Here is an 18,353-nt window from a genome sequence, read left to right as displayed (position 1 = left end):
TTCAAACCTTCGACAACCAACCACAGTCGTCATATAATAGTAGCCTCATTCATTAGAGTTCATATAGACGATTAGAGATCTAAAATACTTTGAACTCTATTAAAGTAACGTAAAAAGTTAATACCTGATATGGGAATTGACTGCGTCCATTCCCATATCAACATCTTGAGAAAAGTCAATCCAAAAATATGGATTGCTTTTTTGTTTTAAAAATATGCTGGAAAGTAGAAGCTTTAGATAATAATAATAATAATGGGAATTGGCTCCGCCCATTCCCATATCAACATCTTGAGAAAAGTCAATCCAAAAATATGGATTGCTTTTTTATTTTAAAAATATGCTGGAAAGCGCGCTTTCCGCATATTTTTAAAACAAAAAAGTCGAAACTTTCGTTTCGACTTTTCATCTGTACTGAAGACGGGACTTGAACCCGTACGTCCTAATGGACATTGGATTTTAAGTCCAACGTGTCTACCAATTCCACCACTTCAGCTTATTGACTACACGACGTTGTAATCAAATTGGTAATAAATAAAAAATAGAGCGAAAGATGGGATTTGAACCCACGACCTCCACCTTGGCAAGGTGATGCTCTACCCCTGAGCTACTTTCGCAGTCTTTATATGAACTTACAATATCTCTATTGCGGTTGCAAATTTAAAATATTTATATGAATTCCAATGCCTTTTTTGAAAAATTATTCTTTTTATTTTAAACTTGCTTTTTTTTGACCAACATTCGCTTAATTTCATTGAGTTTCATAAGCGCTTCCACTGGTGTAAGTGTGTCAATATCAATATGTAAAATTTCTTCTTTTATATTTTCTAATAATGGATCGTCTAAATTGAAAAAACTCAACTGCATGTCGTCATCTTTCAAATTTTTCACTTTATCAGTCAATTCTTCACTAGAATGTGATTTTTCAAGCTTTTTTAAAATTTTATTGGCTCGGTTTAATACTTGTTGTGGCATACCTGCCATTTTTGCAACGTGAATACCAAAACTATGTTCACTACCTCCAGGAACTAATTTTCGTAAAAACAAAACATTGTCTTTTAACTCTTTTACCGACACATTAAAGTTTTTAATACGCTCAAAGGTTTCGGTCATCTCATTCAACTCATGATAATGCGTTGCAAATAACGTCTTGGCTTTTGCTGGATGCTCATGCAAATACTCGCTAATAGCCCAAGCAATGGAAATACCATCATAAGTACTCGTGCCTCGGCCTATTTCATCTAAAAGCACCAAACTGCGTTCAGAAAGGTTATTTAGGATGGATGCCGTTTCATTCATTTCAACCATAAAGGTCGATTCGCCCATAGATATATTATCACTCGCACCAACGCGTGTAAATATTTTATCAACCAAACCAATCCTTGCGGATTTAGCGGGTACAAAACTTCCTGTTTGCGCTAACAAGACAATTAAAGCCGTTTGACGTAAAATAGCAGATTTACCAGACATGTTTGGCCCAGTAATCATTATAATTTGTTGCTTATCACGATCTAAAAACACATCATTAGCAATATAAACTTCACTTGGTGGCAACTGCTTTTCAATAACTGGGTGACGACCATCTTTGATTTCTAAATCGAAAGAATCATCTATATCCGGATACACATAATTATTATCCATGGCCAATTGAGCAAAACCACATAAGCAATCCAACTGCCCAATTAAAAAAGCATTTTGCTGAACAGGCTTGATGTATTGTGTCATCCACAGGATTAAATCAGCAAATAACTGCTGCTCGATTGCTAAAATACGTTCTTCAGCGCCTAAAATTTTAGATTCGTATTCCTTGAGCTCTTCGGTTATATATCGTTCGGCATTCACCAACGTTTGCTTACGAATCCATTCTTCCGGCACTTTATCTTTGTGCGTATTTCGGACTTCAATATAATAACCAAACACATTATTGGAGGCTATTTTAAGAGAGGTAATTCCCGTGCGCTCACTTTCACGTTTCAGCATAGTATCCAAATAGCCTTTCCCAGTAGAAGATAATCCTCTAAGTTCATCCAATTCTTCCGAGAAACCTTTCGCTATAGTAAAACCTTTCAAAACACTTACCGGCGCCTCTTCAATTAAGGTTTCTTTTATTTTATTGCGAAGTCCTTCACAACTTTGAAGTGTATCGCCAATAACTTTTAAAGCATCATTATCACACCCAGAAGCAATTTCCTTAATTGGCACGATGGCTTCCAAAGAATTTTTAAGTTGAATAACCTCACGCGGATTCACTTTACTAGTGGCTATTTTAGAAATTAAGCGCTCTAAATCGCCAATTTGCTTAATATGACTTTGAACTTTATGAAGCGTGGGCTTGTTTTTACTTAAAAAATCAACCACCTCATGACGTTGCTTAATTTTAGCCACATCTTTTAATGGCAATGCCAACCAGCGTTTCAGCAATCGGCCGCCCATTGGTGAAATAGTTTTATCAATTACCTGTAATAGCGTTACTGCATTATTGTTGGTAGAATGATAAAGTTCTAGGTTTCTAATAGTAAATCTATCCATCCACACATAATCATTTTCAGCAATTCTGCTGATGGCTGTTATATGTTGCAACTTATTGTGTCGGGTTTCGTCCAAATAATGCAAAATAGCACCAGAAGCGATAATTCCCTCATGTAAGTCTTCAATTCCAAAACCTTTTAACGTTTTCGTGTCGAAATGCTTAATCAAAGTTTCATTAGCATAATCGGTTTGATAGACCCAATCTTCTAAATAATACGTGTGAAAATCTGGCCCGAATGTTTCATTAAAATGCAATCGTTTTTGTTTTGAAACGAGCACTTCACTCGGATTAAAATTTTGAAGTAATTTATCAATATACTCGGCGTTTCCTTGAGAGGTTAAAAATTCGCCTGTAGAAATATCTAAAAATGAAATCCCAATGTGTAGTTTTCCGAAATAAACCGAACATAAAAAATTGTTTGATTTAGATTTCAAAACCTCATCATTTAAAGCAACACCAGGTGTGACTAATTCCGTAACACCACGCTTTACTATGTTTTTGGTTTGCTTTGGGTCTTCAAGTTGATCACAGATTGCCACACGCTCACCCGCTTTTACAAGCTTTGGTAAATACGTATTTAGAGAATGGTGCGGAAAACCTGCTAATTCAGTTTCACTATCACTTCCAGCGCCACGTTTAGTTAAAATAATCCCGAGGATTCCAGCGGTTTTAACGGCATCTGCTCCAAACGTTTCATAAAAATCGCCCACACGAAACAATAGCAAGGCATCAGGATATTTCGCCTTGATAGCATTATACTGTTTCATTAACGGTGTTTCCTTTTTTGCTTTTTTTGCCAACGTCTAACTGATTTTTATATGTTACTTTTGCCTCAAATATAGGATTGCTAAAGTACTTCTTTATTTAGGGCTTTTAAAGCCACCTAACTATAAGTTATTTACAATTATATCAAGAAATTAACATGCGGAAATTAAAGAACAGCGAGTTAGACCGATTAAGTGTCGATGAATTTAAAGACACAAAAAAAACACCTATAATTATTATTCTGGATAATATTAGGAGTCTGAATAACATTGGTTCGGTGTTTAGAACATCGGATGCCTTTTTAATTGAAAAAATTTACTTGTGTGGCATTACTGCGCAGCCGCCACATAAAGATATTCATAAAACAGCTTTGGGAAGCACCGATACGGTTGCTTGGGAATACGCCAAAAACACTTTGGATCTCATAACAAAACTTAAGGCTGAAAACGTACAAATTTGTGCCATTGAACAAGCTGAAAACGCCACAATGCTCAACGAATTTAATCCACAAATTAACACGACATATGCTTTAGTTTTTGGAAACGAAGTAAAAGGCGTGGCGCAAGATGTGGTTAATGCGAGTGATGTGGTTTTAGAAATCCCCCAATTTGGCACCAAACACTCTTTAAATATCTCGGTGAGTTGTGGTGTGGTAGTTTGGGATATTTTCTCTAAACTAAAAGTAAGATAGCTTAATAACACGGCCAGCTTCAACACAAAAGACCTCAATATCTAAATAAATTCATTTTGATATTGAGGTCTTTTTAAACTTCTTTAATCTTATCGGCGACGTTTTCCGAAATACCCTTCTTTCATACGTGTATTGTATGATTTTGTAGCTTCCACAGCACCTGGAAAAAGCGATTCGTCTTCATTAGCGTTCTCAATTTCTTTAATTTCAGCTTGCTCCTTTTCAACTTGGCCATCACTGTTTTTATCTTGAGTCACTTCCGCAACAACAGCTTTGGGTTTTTGTTTAAATAAGCCCATGAATCCGCTCCTCTGCTTCTCTGCAACCTCTTCCTCTACAGCAACAGCATCTTCTATCTCCTGTTCTTCTTCTTGTTCAACTACCGTTACTATTTTTTGTTCAATAAGAGATTCCACTCTCTGCCTCTCTATAGCTTCTACTTTCTCTCTAACAATAGCTTCATATTTATTGAGTTGCTCTTTATCTTCTTTGATAAAAATTTCAGAGCCCACTCTGTAAGAGTCAAACCTCTTTCTTCTTTCTTTTAAAGTTTCCGATAATTCTATATCAGACATTTCCTTCAGTTGCATAATTGAATGTTTGGGCGGCAAAAATACAATATAACCTACAAACTCATAATCCTTTCAACGACAAAAACGTTACTTACAACTAAAACTTCAAAAACTCCTGACTTAACAATTTTAAATCGTTATTTTTGCAGCCCCAAAATTGAACACCATTCTAATTGCCCTAAAAGACCAAAAATGAACATAGAAAAAATAACAGAAGAAACAGGAGCAAATATTGTTATTATCGCTGATAAAGATGGTAGTATTACAGATGCCACGGACATGAAGCATGCTAAAAACTTTGCTTTAATGACCCAAACTGCATTCTCTATGTGTCATGATTTACTAAACGATATAACAGGCAGCAACCTAGAACAATTAATCGCACGATCATCTGAAAATGTCATTATAGTCAACAGATTAGATTCAGGCGCCATTGTACTTATAGCATCTGATAATCCATCTAAGTTTGGGTTACTACTTAAGTATATGAATTCAATAAATAATAACTAAATTAATAGCAAATAAAAATTATGTCAAACTTTTTAGAACAATTCACAAAAGATGTTAGAGCCAATGTCCCAGGTTACATAGCAGTTACAGTAACAGAAGTAAGCTCGGGTGTCTGCTACGTATCTGATTCAGCAGATGAGAATTTCGATCCAGAAATAGCCTCTGCTTACAATTTAGAAGTTGCTAAGGCAAAGTACAACGCCATAGAAGCTTTGGGATTAGATTCTCAAATACAAGATATTATTATTACGCTTAACAATCAAATTCACATGATAGATATCTCCGAAAATCGTGAGTATTTCATTTATTTAGCTGTTGATTCTTCAAAAGCTAATATGGGAATGACTAGAGCGCTTCTTAAAAAATATAAGAAAGATATCGTTGCAGAACTTTCTTAAGTTCTAAGACCATAAATAATGAGTAACATTTTATTTAGTTTTACAGTCTAATTAACTAGATACCTATCATTTTTTAATATATCTTAATAAACATTATACAAAAGATATTGTCTACCTATTTAGATAATATCTTTTTTTTATTTAAAACCCAGCTTTAGTAAAAAAGAATCCATTAAGCATCCTCTCCTTTGATACACATCTTGAATACATTTTAGAAAACTAGTGAATTTGGGAGGTTTTAAATCCTCTGTAAATTAGACTAAAACCAGTAAACAATCTTTTCTATTTTCAACAAATAACTAAAATAGAGAACGTCTAATCTTCGCCAATAGTTCAGACTAAATTTTTGGGAGGTATCAATATCCTGTGTGTATTTCATTTAAAAAATTCTAGCAAAACAAATTCCAAATAATCCTCAAAAACTGGAGTAAAAACATTTATTGCTTAATTTAATAATTTAGACTAATCTAAATAATTTGTTCGTGTCATCTAATTTAGTATATTTGCTTAACAGATAGGATGGTTCTGTATTTATTTAAAAATCGGAAATTAGTTTCTCATAAGAATTTCAGAAACTGTAATTCATTTCTAAATAGCTTGCAAACCCGTCCATAATGAGTATAAATTTAAAATTGAGATACATGATTGATATTACTTTAGAGCTACCTGACTTACCGTATCAAATAGACGCATTAAATCCTATTATTTCCGAAGAGACTTTTAATTATCATTACGGCAAACATCACGCAGCCTATGTAAATAATTTAAATAATCTAGTGAAAGACACACCTTTGGCTGACGCTAGCGTGGAACACATTATTAAGCAAGCCAAACAAAATCAGAATACTGGATTATTCAATAATGCCGCCCAACATTGGAACCATAGTTTCTTTTGGCACTGCTTGTCTCCAGACGGCGGAAAATCTCCAGAAGGAAACATTAAACAACTTATTGACAGAGATTTTGGAGGTTTTGAAAATTTTCAAAATCAGTTTTCAGATACAGCCACCAAATTATTTGGAGCCGGATGGGCTTGGCTAGCACAGGACAATGAAACTAGGAAATTAGAAATCATTCCTATGAAAGATGCCTACAAACCGTTAACCGAAAACAAAACCCCGGTACTAACCCTAGACGTTTGGGAACACGCGTACTATATAGACTATAGAAATGCCCGTCCAAAATTTGTGGAAGCCTTTTGGGATGTAGTAAATTGGGATTTTGCCAACAAGAATTTAAAATAAAAATCGCTATGAGTGACACCTGTTTACAACATATAGAGGACTATTGGAAAATAAAAACCGAAGCGTCAAACCTGCTGTTTAATGAAGGTAAATATGAGGAAGCTTTAGCCGGATATCTAGATGCGTTATGCCGAGCGGAGGTACTAAATAACAATGCTTTTAATTGTCAGAATTTAGGCATTCCCTACGTACAACTCTATATTATTTCCATTAACAACATGGCTAATACTTATGAAGAACTAGGCGATATTAAAGAAGCGGACAACTTATTAAAGCAGAATATTTATTTTCTTCTACATTTAATGAGTCTAAAGAAGAAGAAGAATCAAAATCAAATTGAATCGGAATTAAAACGCGCTACTCTAACTTATTTTCAATTCACAGAAAAAACAGGAGGCGCTAAAGTTAATACTGAAGACGTATTTAAAAGATTACAAAACGAATTGAGCAGCATTTAATTCTTTCAGGAAAGCCATTTTTATTATTTGCTCAATTTAGAAATTCTTGGTGCATTCCGATTTTTATCGGTTTGTATCGAGAATTTTATTTTTAAAGGCAAATCAATTAGAAATCTCGTTTAATACCCATAAGTAATCCTCCCGACTATTTACAAAATCCCGATTGGAAATATCGATAATTTTCACTTTTAGTTCGTCTTGGTTTTTTAAAAAATTAAGATAGCCTGCATTAATTTTTTCTAGATAATCGTCATCAATATTCTGCTCGTATTCACGACCTCGTAGTTTAATATTTTCCTGTAATCTTTTAGTGTTTTGATATAAGTAAACATATAGCTCCGGTTTAGCAATATCTTTATACATCATGTAAAATAAACGTCTATAAAGACTGAACTCATCTTCTGGCAAGGTAATTTTGGAAAATATAAGCGATTTATAAATATCGTAATCACTAACAATAAAATCTTTAAACAAATCCAATTGCGATAGATCATCACTAATTTGTTGATATCTATCTGCTAGAAAACTCATTTCAAGCGTAAAAGCATACCGTTTGGCATCTTCATAGAATTTAGGCAAAAACGCATTATCGGCAAAACGCTCTAAAATAAGCTTTGCATTAAAATCGGAAGAAATCATCGTGGCTAAACTCGTTTTTCCGGCGCCAATATTACCTTCAATCGCGATATAGCTATAATTGGAAAGATTGTATTGTTTACTCGGGTTTTTCAACCAAATATTAATGGGCTCAACTTCGCTTACATCATTACAAATGGTCAACAATTCGGAAACAGTTTTCCCTAGGACTGGATGCTTCACTTTTAAAGCAATTTCACTTAAAGGTTTTAAGACAAATAGCCTATTTTCCATTTCGGGATGCGGAATTGTTAAGGATTCCGTATTAATTACGGCCTCATTATAAAGCAAGATATCCAAATCGATAATACGGGACTCGTATTCCGTTTTCTGACTACGTACACGCCCCATTTCGATTTCAATTCGTTGTAAATATTCTAAAACAGTTTCAGCAGGATAATCTGTATTCACAATGATACAGGTATTTAAAAAATCGCCGCCATCAAAGCCTAGAGCTGGGGTATTATAAACCTTTGCAATCATCTGTATTTTACCAATGCGCTTATAAATTGCATTTACAGCGTCTTGCAAATGCTTTAAGCGGTCGCCTTGATTGCTTCCTAATGATATGTAGATAGAGTTTAATTGCGTCATAACGAATGCCAAAATAACTAAAAGAAAACTTAATAAATTGAATTTCTAATGGGTATTTATTCACAAAAACGCATTACCAAAAACTTAAGTCCTTAATACATGTTATTTGTTTTAATTCTTATTGCATTCATTTAGCTAAAGCTCAAACTCCTTCACAACTTATATTAGCATTATAAAGGCATCCTTTTTATATTTGGATGTATATTTGTATCAAAATTATTTTAAATTAAATGTTAATAAAGAAATCAAGCTCTAATTAAGTATTAAAGTTTTATTAAACTTTAGGTTTCTAGTAACATTTCACCTAATTTATACGTATACACTTACAAACCATCACTTTAAAAATTATATGAAAAAAGCTTTAAAAATTATCGGAATCACCCTTTTGGTTCTCGTGATCCTTTTAGTATCCATACCTTTTATATTTCAAGGAAAAATTAAGGACATTGTAAAAAATACAATCAATAATAACGTAAATGCTCATGTAGAGTTTAGCGATATTAATTTAAGTTTTATAAGAAGCTTCCCACAGGCACAAGTAGATGTGAGCGATCTAGAAATAACAAATTTTGCGCCTTTTAAAGATGAAAAATTAGCGTCCATCAAATCCATTTCTCTAACCATGTCCATTAAAGAGCTGTTTAAAAAAGCTAACCAAGGCCCTGTTGTGATAAATAAATTCAATATAAACGAAGCTTTAATCGTTTTAAAAACCAACAAATACGGAGAAACAAATTACGATATAGCTAAAGAAACAGAGGATAATGGGGCTTTAGAGTCTGAATCCAGTAACAGCTTTTCATTAGATGTCCAAGATTATAATATTGACAATAGTGCGCTTACATATATAGATGAGAGTTCTAACATCATATTTTATATTACAGAATTAAACCATTCAGGAAAAGGAACATTCTCTGAAAATATTTCAGAATTAGATACTAAAACTGGAGCTCGTTTAACCTTAAAAATGGATGACACCGAGTATTTAAGCAATCACACTTTAAAATTAGATGCTATAATTGGTTTAGATCTTCCAAACAACAAGTACACCTTTAAGGAGAACAAAGCTTTTATTAATGAATTACCATTAGAATTTAAAGGTTACGTCCAGTTATTGGAAAGCGGTCAGGAAGTAGATATTACTTTTGAAAACCCAGGATCTGATTTTAAAGAATTTTTAGCAGTTATACCTAAATCATATTCTAAAGATATTGCTCAAGTAGAAACGACGGGGAACTTTAAAATATCAGGTCGTATAAACGGTTTAATTTCTGAAGAAACAATACCTAAACTAGATATTAATATAGTTTCCAATAATGCTTCTTTTAAATATCCAGACTTACCAAAACGCGTAGACAACATAAATATAAATACGAGTATTAAAAATACGACAGGAAACGTTGATGACACGTACGTAGATATTACCACATTAAATTTTAAGATTGATGAGGATCAATTTCATGCCAAGGCCAAAATTGGGAATCTAACAAAAAACATGACCGTTGATGCTTATATTGATGGTGTTTTAAATTTAGCACATATTAGCCAAGCATACCCAATAGAGTTGGACACCAAATTAAGCGGAATTTTAAAAGCGAAGTTAAACACTGCTTTCGATATGGATGCAATTGAAACCAACGCATATCAGCGTATAAAAAACAACGGTACCGTTCAGGTTACTAATTTTATTTATGAATCCGAAGACATGCTAAATCCGTTAAGTATTTCTAATGCGGACTTAACATTTCAATCGGGATCGGTTGTTCTTAATAGATTTGAAGCTAAAACAGGCCAAAGCGATTTGAATGCTAATGGAACTATCACCAATTTTCTAGGCTTTCTTTTAAGTGACAAGAAATTGCAAGGAAACTTTAATGTAACGTCAAATACTCTGAACATTAGCGACTTCATGGTTGCCGATGAAGAAACTGAATCGGATAAAGAAATCAAAAAGACAGCAGAAGTAAGTGCCCCTCTAAAAATACCAGCTTTTTTAGATTGCACTATTGATGCCAATGCAAAAACTGTTATTTATGATAATTTAACCCTTAAAAACATGAAAGGGAAATTAGCCATTAAAGATCAAACAGCAACTTTAAACAATTTAACTACCAATTTGTTTGATGGAACTCTAGCCGTTTCAGGAGATATAAATACCCAAAAAGATGTTCCGCATTTTAATTTAAAATTAAATGTGAATTCCTTTGATATAACAGAGTCCTTTAACACCTTGGATTTATTAAAAGCAATCGCACCAATTTCCAAACTTTTTGAAGGTAAATTAAATACGGATATTGCTTTAAGTGGTAATTTGGATAGTTCCTTTTCGCCTATTTTAAGCTCGATTTCAGGAAATGCTTTAGCCGAATTATTAACGACTAAGACCAAACTAGAAGATAGTCCACTATTAAATGCTTTAAGCAGCAAATTAAACTTTATTGATTTAGATAAGCTGAATTTGAACAATTTAAAAACCAATCTAACATTCAGCGATGGAAAAGTTAATATTGAACCTTTCCATTTAGCCTATAAAGATATTGACATTGCTGTGGGTGGAACTCATGGTTTCGATCAAACTATGAATTACGATGTAGCTTTTAATGTACCAGCTAAATATTTAGGAAGTGATATTAATCGATTAATTGGAAAGATTAATGATCCTGAAGTTAATAAAATTACGATTCCGGTAACAGCAAATTTAAAAGGAACGTTTGATAGCCCTAAAATATCAACTGATTTATCATCAAGTGTTACCAACTTAACACAACAGCTAATTGAAATTGAAAAGAAAAAACTGGTAAGTAAAGGCACAGATGCCATTAAAGATATTATAGGAGGATTAACCTCTGGAAATAATCCGAAACCAGGTAACTCGCCTAAAGACAGCACAGCTGTTCAAACCGATACAATAAAAACTGATAAGCCTACTACCGAAGACGCCATTAAGAATATTTTAGGCGGCTTTATTAAGAAAAATAAGAACAAAAATAAAAACCCAAAAGACAGTATTAATTAACCCCTGCTATTGAAAAACAAACCTTTATTTTAAAATTCATAAAAACTTCTGAAAATTATAATAAAAGGATTACCTTAGCACCCATTAAATTTAAGAAAAATAATATGTTACGAATCGAAATTAAAGAAGGAGAAAATATAGAACGCGCATTAAAACGTTATAAGCGTAAGCATAGAAACGTAAAAGTAATGCAGAACTTGAGAGAGAATCAGTATTTTACAAAGCCTTCTGTAAAAAGAAGACGTTTAATCTCAAAAGCAGCCTATATCCAAAACTTAAGAGATCAAGAAGATATTTAATTGTCTTTTTAAAATATAATAAAAAGCACGCATTATATTTCATGCGTGCTTTTTTTTATGCCATAGTAAGTTTAACAACTATTCCTTCGTTGGAGCGTATATTAAAGACTGTATCATCTTCGAAAATAAGATACTGACCTTTTACGCCAACCAATTTACCGGAATACAATTCTGCCTTGACAATATTTAAGCTTTTTGGCTTTTCTGGATAGCGATGTACAGGAAACACAATATTTGTTTCCTTATTATTTGCTATATAATATTCTTGAGCTTCTTCAGGAATGTAGCCCTTTAGTTTTTCACGCCACTCCAACAAATTCTCATCTTTAATATCATTTTTAAGCATAGTACGCCAATTAGTCTTATCGGCAACGAAATCTTTTAATGCTACTTCCGTAATACCGGCTAAATATCTATTTGGTACTTCAACAATTTCAATTGCTTCATGCGCGCCTTGATCAATCCACCGTGTTGGTACTTGACTTTTTCGCGTTACACCAACCTTCACGTTACTTGAGTTTGCCAGATATACAATATGCGGTTGCAGTTGCACACGTTTTTCGTATTCTAAATCGCGCTCTTCTTCGTCTAAATGTGCTTTACTCAACTCTGGTTTTATAATCCAATCGGCCGCTTGTGGCACATCAAAAAAGCAGCTTTTACAGAAACCTTGTCTATAAATGGGCTTATTTAAACTACAACTTAAACACTGATAGCCAACAAATTCTAATTGAATATTTTTATCCAACAACTGATTCATATGTATGAAGTCGTTTTCAAAAATAAGGTAGTATTGAATCGGTTCAGAAAACTCGGTTGTCATTTTTGTTAGAACACCTTGGTAGGTCATAAAAAAAAGTATTATTTTAGTTTTTTAAATATACTGCAAATATGTCGATTCCTATTGTAAATTCAATTGCTTCTTGGTTTTTAAAGAAACGATTTCATCAAATTGAACTATTCTTAAAATACCCTAATGAGGTTCAAGAGGAATTACTAATGCAGCTATTATATAAGGCAAGAGATACCGAATTTGGAAAAAAATACGACTTCGAATCTATTAAAAGCTATCAAACATTTTCCGATCGTGTTCCCATTTCAAATTACGAAGAATATCAAAGTATGATTGAACGCTCACGATTAGGTGAGAATAATATATTTTGGTCACAACCCATTAAATGGTTTGCAAAATCTAGCGGCACTACCAATGCTAAAAGTAAATTTATTCCAGTTAGTCAGGATTCATTGGAAAACTGTCACTACGCGGCTAGTAAGGACTTACTATGTATGTATTTAAACAATAATGAAAACGCCCAATTGTTTACCGGTAAAAGCTTGCGTTTAGGTGGCAGCAAAGAATTATACAAAGAGAACGGTACAGCCTTTGGAGATTTATCGGCTATCCTAATTGATAACATGCCGTTTTGGGCAGAATACAGCAGTACACCAAGTAGTAAAGTGTCTTTAATGAACGATTGGGAGCATAAAATGCAGGCCATAGTAGATGAAACTATTCAAGAAAACGTAACCAGTTTGGCCGGTGTGCCGTCTTGGATGTTAGTATTACTAAACAATGTTTTAGAAACTACCGGTAAGAACAGCATACATGATATTTGGCCAAATTTAGAAGTCTATTTTCATGGAGGCGTCAGTTTCCTACCTTACGAAGAACAATACACAAAGATTCTACCAAAGAAAGGTTTTAGATACTATGAAATTTATAATGCTTCAGAAGGTTTTTTTGCTATTCAGGACCAAAACGATTCGAGTGAACTCCTGTTAATGCTGGATTACGGTATTTTTTATGAATTTATTCCGATGGATACATACGGAACAAAGGATGAAAAAGTTATCCCCTTAAGTCAAGTGGAACTCCATATAAACTACGCGGTTATTATTACTACCAATGCGGGATTATGGCGTTATAAAATTGGTGACACCATTCGATTTACATCTCTAAATCCTTATCGAATTAAAGTTTCAGGACGAACCAAACATCATCTAAATGCATTTGGTGAAGAAATAATTATTGAAAATGCCGAAGATGCTTTAAGAAGCGTTTGCGAAAAAACACAATCTGAAATTATTGATTATACAGCCGCACCAATATTCATGGAAGGCAAAGAAAAAGGTGCCCACGAATGGATTATAGAATTTAAAACACCTCCAAAAAATCTTGATTACTTCAATGAGTTATTTGATAACGCTTTAAAAGCTTTAAATTCCGATTACGAAGCTAAGCGTTATAATAATATGACTTTAAACAAACCAACGATTCACATTGCGCGTGACCGCTTGTTTTACGACTGGTTAAAGGCTAACGACAAATTAGGAGGACAGCATAAGGTTCCCAGGTTGTCTAACTCTAGAGAGCATCTAGAAGCACTCTTGGAGCTTAACACACAATAGTTGTTAGCGTAAAAAACTTACAAAAAAATACGATTAACGAATTAACTTGTAGGTTCATCTAATAGTTAAGAAAGTATGGTTTAAATTCTCAAACAAAATGTATTTTTACTAGGCTATTAATCGAGAAGTAATTTGTATACACTAATTATATTCTAAATAAAAAACCACGCTAATTGCGTGGTTTTTTGAATTATGAATTTAAAAGAAATTAAGAAACTGCTTTTAATTTCTTTAAAGTTGTTTTACTTATTTTTTCTTCAGCATAAGCTTGAGTAACCTTCAGTTCTGTATCGCTAGAGCCTGGCATTTCAAACATAGCATCGGTTAATACTTCCTCACATAAAGAACGCAGTCCACGAGCACCTAATTTATATTCGATAGCTTTTCCAACTATAAAATCTAAAGCACCATCGGTGATACTGAATTCGATATCATCCATACTAAACAGCTTTTTATATTGTTTAATAATGGCGTTTTTAGGTTCTGTTAAAATAGCTCGAAGCGTTTCAGCATCTAAAGGATCCATGTAAGTCAACACGGGTAAACGTCCAATAATTTCAGGGATTAATCCGAAATCTTTTAAATCCTTCGGAATAATATACTGTAATAAATGATTATGATCTACACGCTCATCAGACATGGATGCGGCATAACCAACTGCTTGCATATTTAAACGTTTAGATATAACTCTATCAATACCATCAAAAGCACCACCAGCAATAAATAAAATATTTTCGGTGTTTACTTCTATAAACTTTTGATCTGGATGTTTACGTCCCCCTTTTGGTGGTACGTTTACAACGGTTCCTTCTAATAATTTTAAAAGCGCTTGTTGCACACCCTCACCAGACACATCACGTGTAATTGAAGGATTATCACTCTTACGAGCAATTTTATCGATTTCATCAATAAAAACAATACCCTTTTCGGCTTTTTCTAAATTATAATCAGATGCCTGCAATAAACGAGTTAATATACTTTCAACGTCTTCACCCACATAACCAGCTTCTGTTAAAACCGTAGCATCTACAATTGCTAATGGTACGTTTAACATTTTAGCAATAGTTTTTGCCATTAATGTTTTACCCGTTCCCGTTTGCCCAACCATAATGATATTACTCTTCTGAATTTCAATATCATCATCTGTTGGCGCTTGTAATAAACGCTTATAGTGGTTATAAACAGCAACAGACATTACTTTCTTCGTATTGTCTTGGCCAATAATATACTCGTCTAAAAATGCTTTAATTTTCTGTGGTTTGCGAAGTTTTAATTCCGCAGACAAATCGCTATTATCCGTTTGTTTGGATTCTTCAACAACAATACCATGCGCTTGCTCAATACAGCGATCGCAGATATGGGCATCTAATCCAGCAATTAACAAACTGGTTTCTGGCTTTTTTCTACCACAAAATGAACATTCTAATTCTTCCTTTGCCATAAATTACTTAATTTCTATTATCTAATTGTATTTAAAACCCATTAAAAATCGGGTTATAAAAAGATATATTCTATTGTATTAGGTACGTACTAATATTTCATCAATCATACCGTATTCTTTAGCTTTATCCGCTTTCATCCAGTAATCACGATCACTATCATTATAAACTTTGTCGTAATCTTGACCTGAATGCTTACTAATAATTTGGAAAAGCTCTTCCTTTAAAGTTAAAATTTCACGAGCAGTAATTTCAATATCACTCGCTTGACCTTGAGCACCACCTAATGGTTGGTGAATCATAACACGTGAATGTGTTAAACCACTACGTTTTCCTTTTTCACCAGCACATAATAAAACCGCTCCCATTGACGCTGCCATACCTGTACAAATTGTAGCTACATCCGGCTTGATAAACTGCATAGTATCGTAAATACCTAAACCAGCATAAACACCACCTCCTGGTGAATTGATATATATTTGAATATCTTTAGAGGAATCTGTACTCTCTAAAAACAATAATTGTGCCTGTATAATATTCGCAACTTGATCATTAATTGCCGTTCCTAAAAAAATGATACGATCCATCATTAATCTAGAAAACACATCGAAAATAGCGATGTTCATTTGACGCTCTTCAATAATGTTTGGCGTTAAATTACTTGGATACATATGACTGATGATTTTATCGTAATATGTACTGCTGATGCCTTGATCTTTTATAGCGAATTTCTCAAATTCATTTGCGTAATTCATTGTAATTCTAAATTTTATAGGTTAAAATCCTGACTAATGTCAAGACGTTTGCGAATGGTTTTTTAATAAAAAGTCACTCAAAAAAATAGGCGTTGAAACTAATTATTTCAACGCCTAAATATAAGGATTTATTCTTTAAAAGTTGATATTGCTTATACAAGCTTAATATACCTTTAATAAATGTGGTAAACCCGCTTATTTGTCGCCGTAAACTTCTTTTACAAAGTCTTCGTAAGTAATATCTTTTGTTTTAATATTTGCTTTTTCCTTATAAAGCGCTAATAACTTCTGACTTACAATTTGTTCCGAAATACGACGTGCTTCATCTTCATTTCCTAATACACGTGCCGCAATATCTTCCAATTCCTTATCCGAAGGATTTAACTGACCAAACTGTGCCATTTGGGCTTTAATCATTTGCTTGGATTGATCTTTAATATCATCCATGCTTACTTTAATCTTATTGTCGGTGATTAATTTACCTTCAATTAATTGATAACGTAAACTTTTTTCCGATTTCGCGTATTCTTCTTGAGCTTGAGCTTCGGTTAATTCTTTTTCACCTGCAGTTTGCATCCATTTTTGCAGGAATGCTGCTGGTAAATCGAATTTAGTATTTTCAACTAAATGTTCTGTAACGTCATTTAGTAATTTTTGTTCAGATTGTTGTTTGAATTGCTTTTCAGCATCTTCTTTAATTTTTTCTTTGACGTCCTCTAAAGATTTTGCAACACCTTCACCAAATAGTTTATCAAATAACTCTTGGTTTAATTCTGCTAATTCACGTTCGTTAATTTCAGTAATAGTAAACGTTACCTCAATATCTAAATCGTGAATATCGTCATGAGGAACTTTTAATGCTTCCATTAAATCGTGATCATCAACATATAAGGCTTTTGTGTTTAATGTAATAACGTCACCAACTTTAGCACCAATAAATTTCTTAGCTGTCGCTTTCCCTTCAAATTTATCAAGTGTTAATGTTACTGTGTTTTCAATTTCACGTTCTTCATTTTTATAAACACCAGTAATTTCAGATTCTTTAGCAACAACATCCGAAGATATTAATTTCCCATATTGCTTTTGAACGTTTAAAATTTGATCATCAATCATTTTATCACCAGCGGTAATATTATAATCGATAATCGCTTTTTTAGGCGATAAATTTACTTCAAATTCTGGCGCTAAACCTAATTCAAATTCAAACGACAATACATCTGCATCCCAATCTAAATCATCTTGTGGTTTTGGTAAAGGATTACCTAAAACGTCTAATTTTTCTTCAGCTAAATACTTATTTAATGCACTTTGAAGTAGTTTATTAACCTCATCTACCAATATCGATTTACCGTATTGTTTTTTAACCATCCCCATTGGCACATGGCCTTTTCTAAAACCAGGAATGTTTGCAGTTTTACGATAATCTATTAATATTTTTTCAACTTTAGCGCTATAATCTTCTTTAGCGATATCTACTTTAACTACAGCATTTAATGCATCAATATTTTCTCTTGTAATATTCATTGTATTATGTGATAAAAATTGGAGTGCAAAAATACTATTTTTTTACAAGCCAACAAAGTTTTTTAACGTATTGTGTTTCACTCGTTTATTTGTACTGATTTTCAGTAGGGCTAACGGATTTCAATTATTTTGAAATGTTAAAGGATTATAGATATTTACGCTTTATCCTCACCTAAAATTGAATAAAAAATAGACTGTAAAATGGTTAAAAGAATGCTGAAAAATAAAGCAGTCCAAAAACTAGATACGGCAAAACCAGCTATTAAATTACCAGCTAATAAAATTATACAGGCATTTATTACAAACAGAAATAAACCAAGCGTTATAATGGTTGCTGGCAGTGTTAAAAAGATTAATATTGGTCTAACAATTAGATTAAGTAAAGCTAAAACAATAGCAACAAGGATAGCCGTTGTATAACTTGCAACTTGAATGCCTGGTAAAATTTCAGCAAGTAAAACAACAGCTAACGCTGTTAATAACAATTTAATAATAAGTTTCATAGTTTATTTATTT

16 protein-coding genes and 2 tRNA genes are annotated in these 18,353 nt (G+C 33.1%); 8 read left to right on the top strand and 10 right to left on the bottom strand.

Translation table 11 applies throughout. The features are described 5' to 3' along the window. Positions 1 to 409: 409 nt before the first annotated feature. The 3 genes from BZARG_RS11975 to mutS all read right to left on the bottom strand — a co-directional run bounded on the left by BZARG_RS11975 (position 410) and on the right by mutS (position 3,327). Positions 410 to 493, bottom strand: a tRNA-Leu gene (locus BZARG_RS11975). A 49-nt stretch (positions 494 to 542) separates the two neighbouring features. After that, positions 543 to 614: transfer RNA gene (locus BZARG_RS11970), tRNA-Gly, on the bottom strand. A gap of 97 nt (positions 615 to 711) precedes the next feature. Next, on the bottom strand, positions 712 to 3,327 hold the full coding sequence (mutS, locus tag BZARG_RS11965) for a DNA mismatch repair protein MutS (RefSeq protein WP_008638639.1): 2,616 nt from the start codon (positions 3,325 to 3,327) through the stop codon (positions 712 to 714). Positions 3,328 to 3,449: 122 nt separating this feature from the next. Between mutS and BZARG_RS11960 the strand changes: the two genes are divergently transcribed. Further along, on the top strand, positions 3,450 to 3,983 hold the full coding sequence (locus tag BZARG_RS11960; protein ID WP_008638679.1) for an RNA methyltransferase: 534 nt from the start codon (positions 3,450 to 3,452) through the stop codon (positions 3,981 to 3,983). An 89-nt stretch (positions 3,984 to 4,072) separates the two neighbouring features. Here BZARG_RS11960 and BZARG_RS11955 read toward each other — a convergent pair whose 3' ends face one another. Continuing rightward, positions 4,073 to 4,558: a hypothetical protein gene (locus BZARG_RS11955; RefSeq protein ID WP_123766948.1), complete on the bottom strand. Its 486-nt coding sequence runs from the start codon at positions 4,556 to 4,558 to the stop codon at positions 4,073 to 4,075. Positions 4,559 to 4,747: 189 nt separating this feature from the next. Here BZARG_RS11955 and BZARG_RS11950 point away from each other — a divergent pair, with 189 nt between their 5' ends. From BZARG_RS11950 to BZARG_RS11935, 4 genes are all read left to right on the top strand, one after another. Next, on the top strand, positions 4,748 to 5,065 hold the full coding sequence (locus BZARG_RS11950; protein WP_008638680.1) for a roadblock/LC7 domain-containing protein: 318 nt from the start codon (positions 4,748 to 4,750) through the stop codon (positions 5,063 to 5,065). 20 nt (positions 5,066 to 5,085) lie between these two features. Next, positions 5,086 to 5,463: a hypothetical protein gene (locus BZARG_RS11945; protein ID WP_008638641.1), complete on the top strand. Its 378-nt coding sequence runs from the start codon at positions 5,086 to 5,088 to the stop codon at positions 5,461 to 5,463. A gap of 641 nt (positions 5,464 to 6,104) precedes the next feature. Further along, positions 6,105 to 6,707, top strand: coding sequence for a superoxide dismutase (locus tag BZARG_RS11940; protein WP_008638666.1), 603 nt, complete (start codon positions 6,105 to 6,107; stop codon positions 6,705 to 6,707). A gap of 8 nt (positions 6,708 to 6,715) precedes the next feature. Beyond that, on the top strand, positions 6,716 to 7,165 hold the full coding sequence (locus tag BZARG_RS11935; RefSeq protein WP_008638744.1) for a hypothetical protein: 450 nt from the start codon (positions 6,716 to 6,718) through the stop codon (positions 7,163 to 7,165). 102 nt (positions 7,166 to 7,267) lie between these two features. Here the strand turns inward: BZARG_RS11935 and folK are convergent, their stop codons facing one another. Beyond that, positions 7,268 to 8,395: a 2-amino-4-hydroxy-6-hydroxymethyldihydropteridine diphosphokinase gene (gene folK, locus BZARG_RS11930; protein ID WP_008638673.1), complete on the bottom strand. Its 1,128-nt coding sequence runs from the start codon at positions 8,393 to 8,395 to the stop codon at positions 7,268 to 7,270. A 349-nt stretch (positions 8,396 to 8,744) separates the two neighbouring features. On the opposite strand from folK, the gene BZARG_RS11925 reads away from it, so the two are divergent. After that, positions 8,745 to 11,411 carry an AsmA family protein gene (locus tag BZARG_RS11925; RefSeq protein WP_008638653.1) on the top strand — a complete coding sequence of 889 codons (2,667 nt, stop codon included), beginning with the start codon at positions 8,745 to 8,747 and terminating at the stop codon, positions 11,409 to 11,411. A gap of 104 nt (positions 11,412 to 11,515) precedes the next feature. Next, on the top strand, positions 11,516 to 11,710 hold the full coding sequence (gene rpsU, locus BZARG_RS11920) for a 30S ribosomal protein S21 (RefSeq protein WP_008638695.1): 195 nt from the start codon (positions 11,516 to 11,518) through the stop codon (positions 11,708 to 11,710). 55 nt (positions 11,711 to 11,765) lie between these two features. On the opposite strand, the gene BZARG_RS11915 is transcribed toward rpsU, so the two are convergent. Beyond that, positions 11,766 to 12,560 carry a DUF2797 domain-containing protein gene (locus BZARG_RS11915; RefSeq protein ID WP_008638663.1) on the bottom strand — a complete coding sequence of 265 codons (795 nt, stop codon included), beginning with the start codon at positions 12,558 to 12,560 and terminating at the stop codon, positions 11,766 to 11,768. A 41-nt stretch (positions 12,561 to 12,601) separates the two neighbouring features. On the opposite strand from BZARG_RS11915, the gene BZARG_RS11910 reads away from it, so the two are divergent. Continuing rightward, a complete protein-coding gene (locus BZARG_RS11910) occupies positions 12,602 to 14,119 on the top strand; it encodes a GH3 auxin-responsive promoter family protein (protein WP_008638691.1) in 1,518 nt (505 codons plus the stop codon). 208 nt (positions 14,120 to 14,327) lie between these two features. On the opposite strand, the gene clpX is transcribed toward BZARG_RS11910, so the two are convergent. The 4 genes from clpX to BZARG_RS11890 all read right to left on the bottom strand — a co-directional run bounded on the left by clpX (position 14,328) and on the right by BZARG_RS11890 (position 18,340). Then, a complete protein-coding gene (gene clpX, locus BZARG_RS11905; RefSeq protein WP_008638655.1) occupies positions 14,328 to 15,560 on the bottom strand; it encodes an ATP-dependent Clp protease ATP-binding subunit ClpX in 1,233 nt (410 codons plus the stop codon). Between the two features lie 78 nt (positions 15,561 to 15,638). Then, entirely contained in the window at positions 15,639 to 16,313 is a 675-nt protein-coding gene (gene clpP / locus BZARG_RS11900) for an ATP-dependent Clp endopeptidase proteolytic subunit ClpP (RefSeq protein ID WP_008638752.1), read from the bottom strand. A gap of 195 nt (positions 16,314 to 16,508) precedes the next feature. Then, a complete protein-coding gene (gene tig / locus BZARG_RS11895; RefSeq protein WP_008638746.1) occupies positions 16,509 to 17,837 on the bottom strand; it encodes a trigger factor in 1,329 nt (442 codons plus the stop codon). A gap of 155 nt (positions 17,838 to 17,992) precedes the next feature. Beyond that, positions 17,993 to 18,340 carry a phage holin family protein gene (locus BZARG_RS11890; RefSeq protein WP_008638672.1) on the bottom strand — a complete coding sequence of 116 codons (348 nt, stop codon included), beginning with the start codon at positions 18,338 to 18,340 and terminating at the stop codon, positions 17,993 to 17,995. Positions 18,341 to 18,353 lie beyond the last annotated feature (13 nt).

The organism is Bizionia argentinensis JUB59, from assembly GCF_000224335.1.
GTDB lineage: Bacteria > Bacteroidota > Bacteroidia > Flavobacteriales > Flavobacteriaceae > Algorimicrobium > Algorimicrobium argentinense.
The sequence above is the reverse complement of the archived record's forward strand: the minus strand, read 5'-3'. Positions and strand labels throughout refer to the sequence as shown.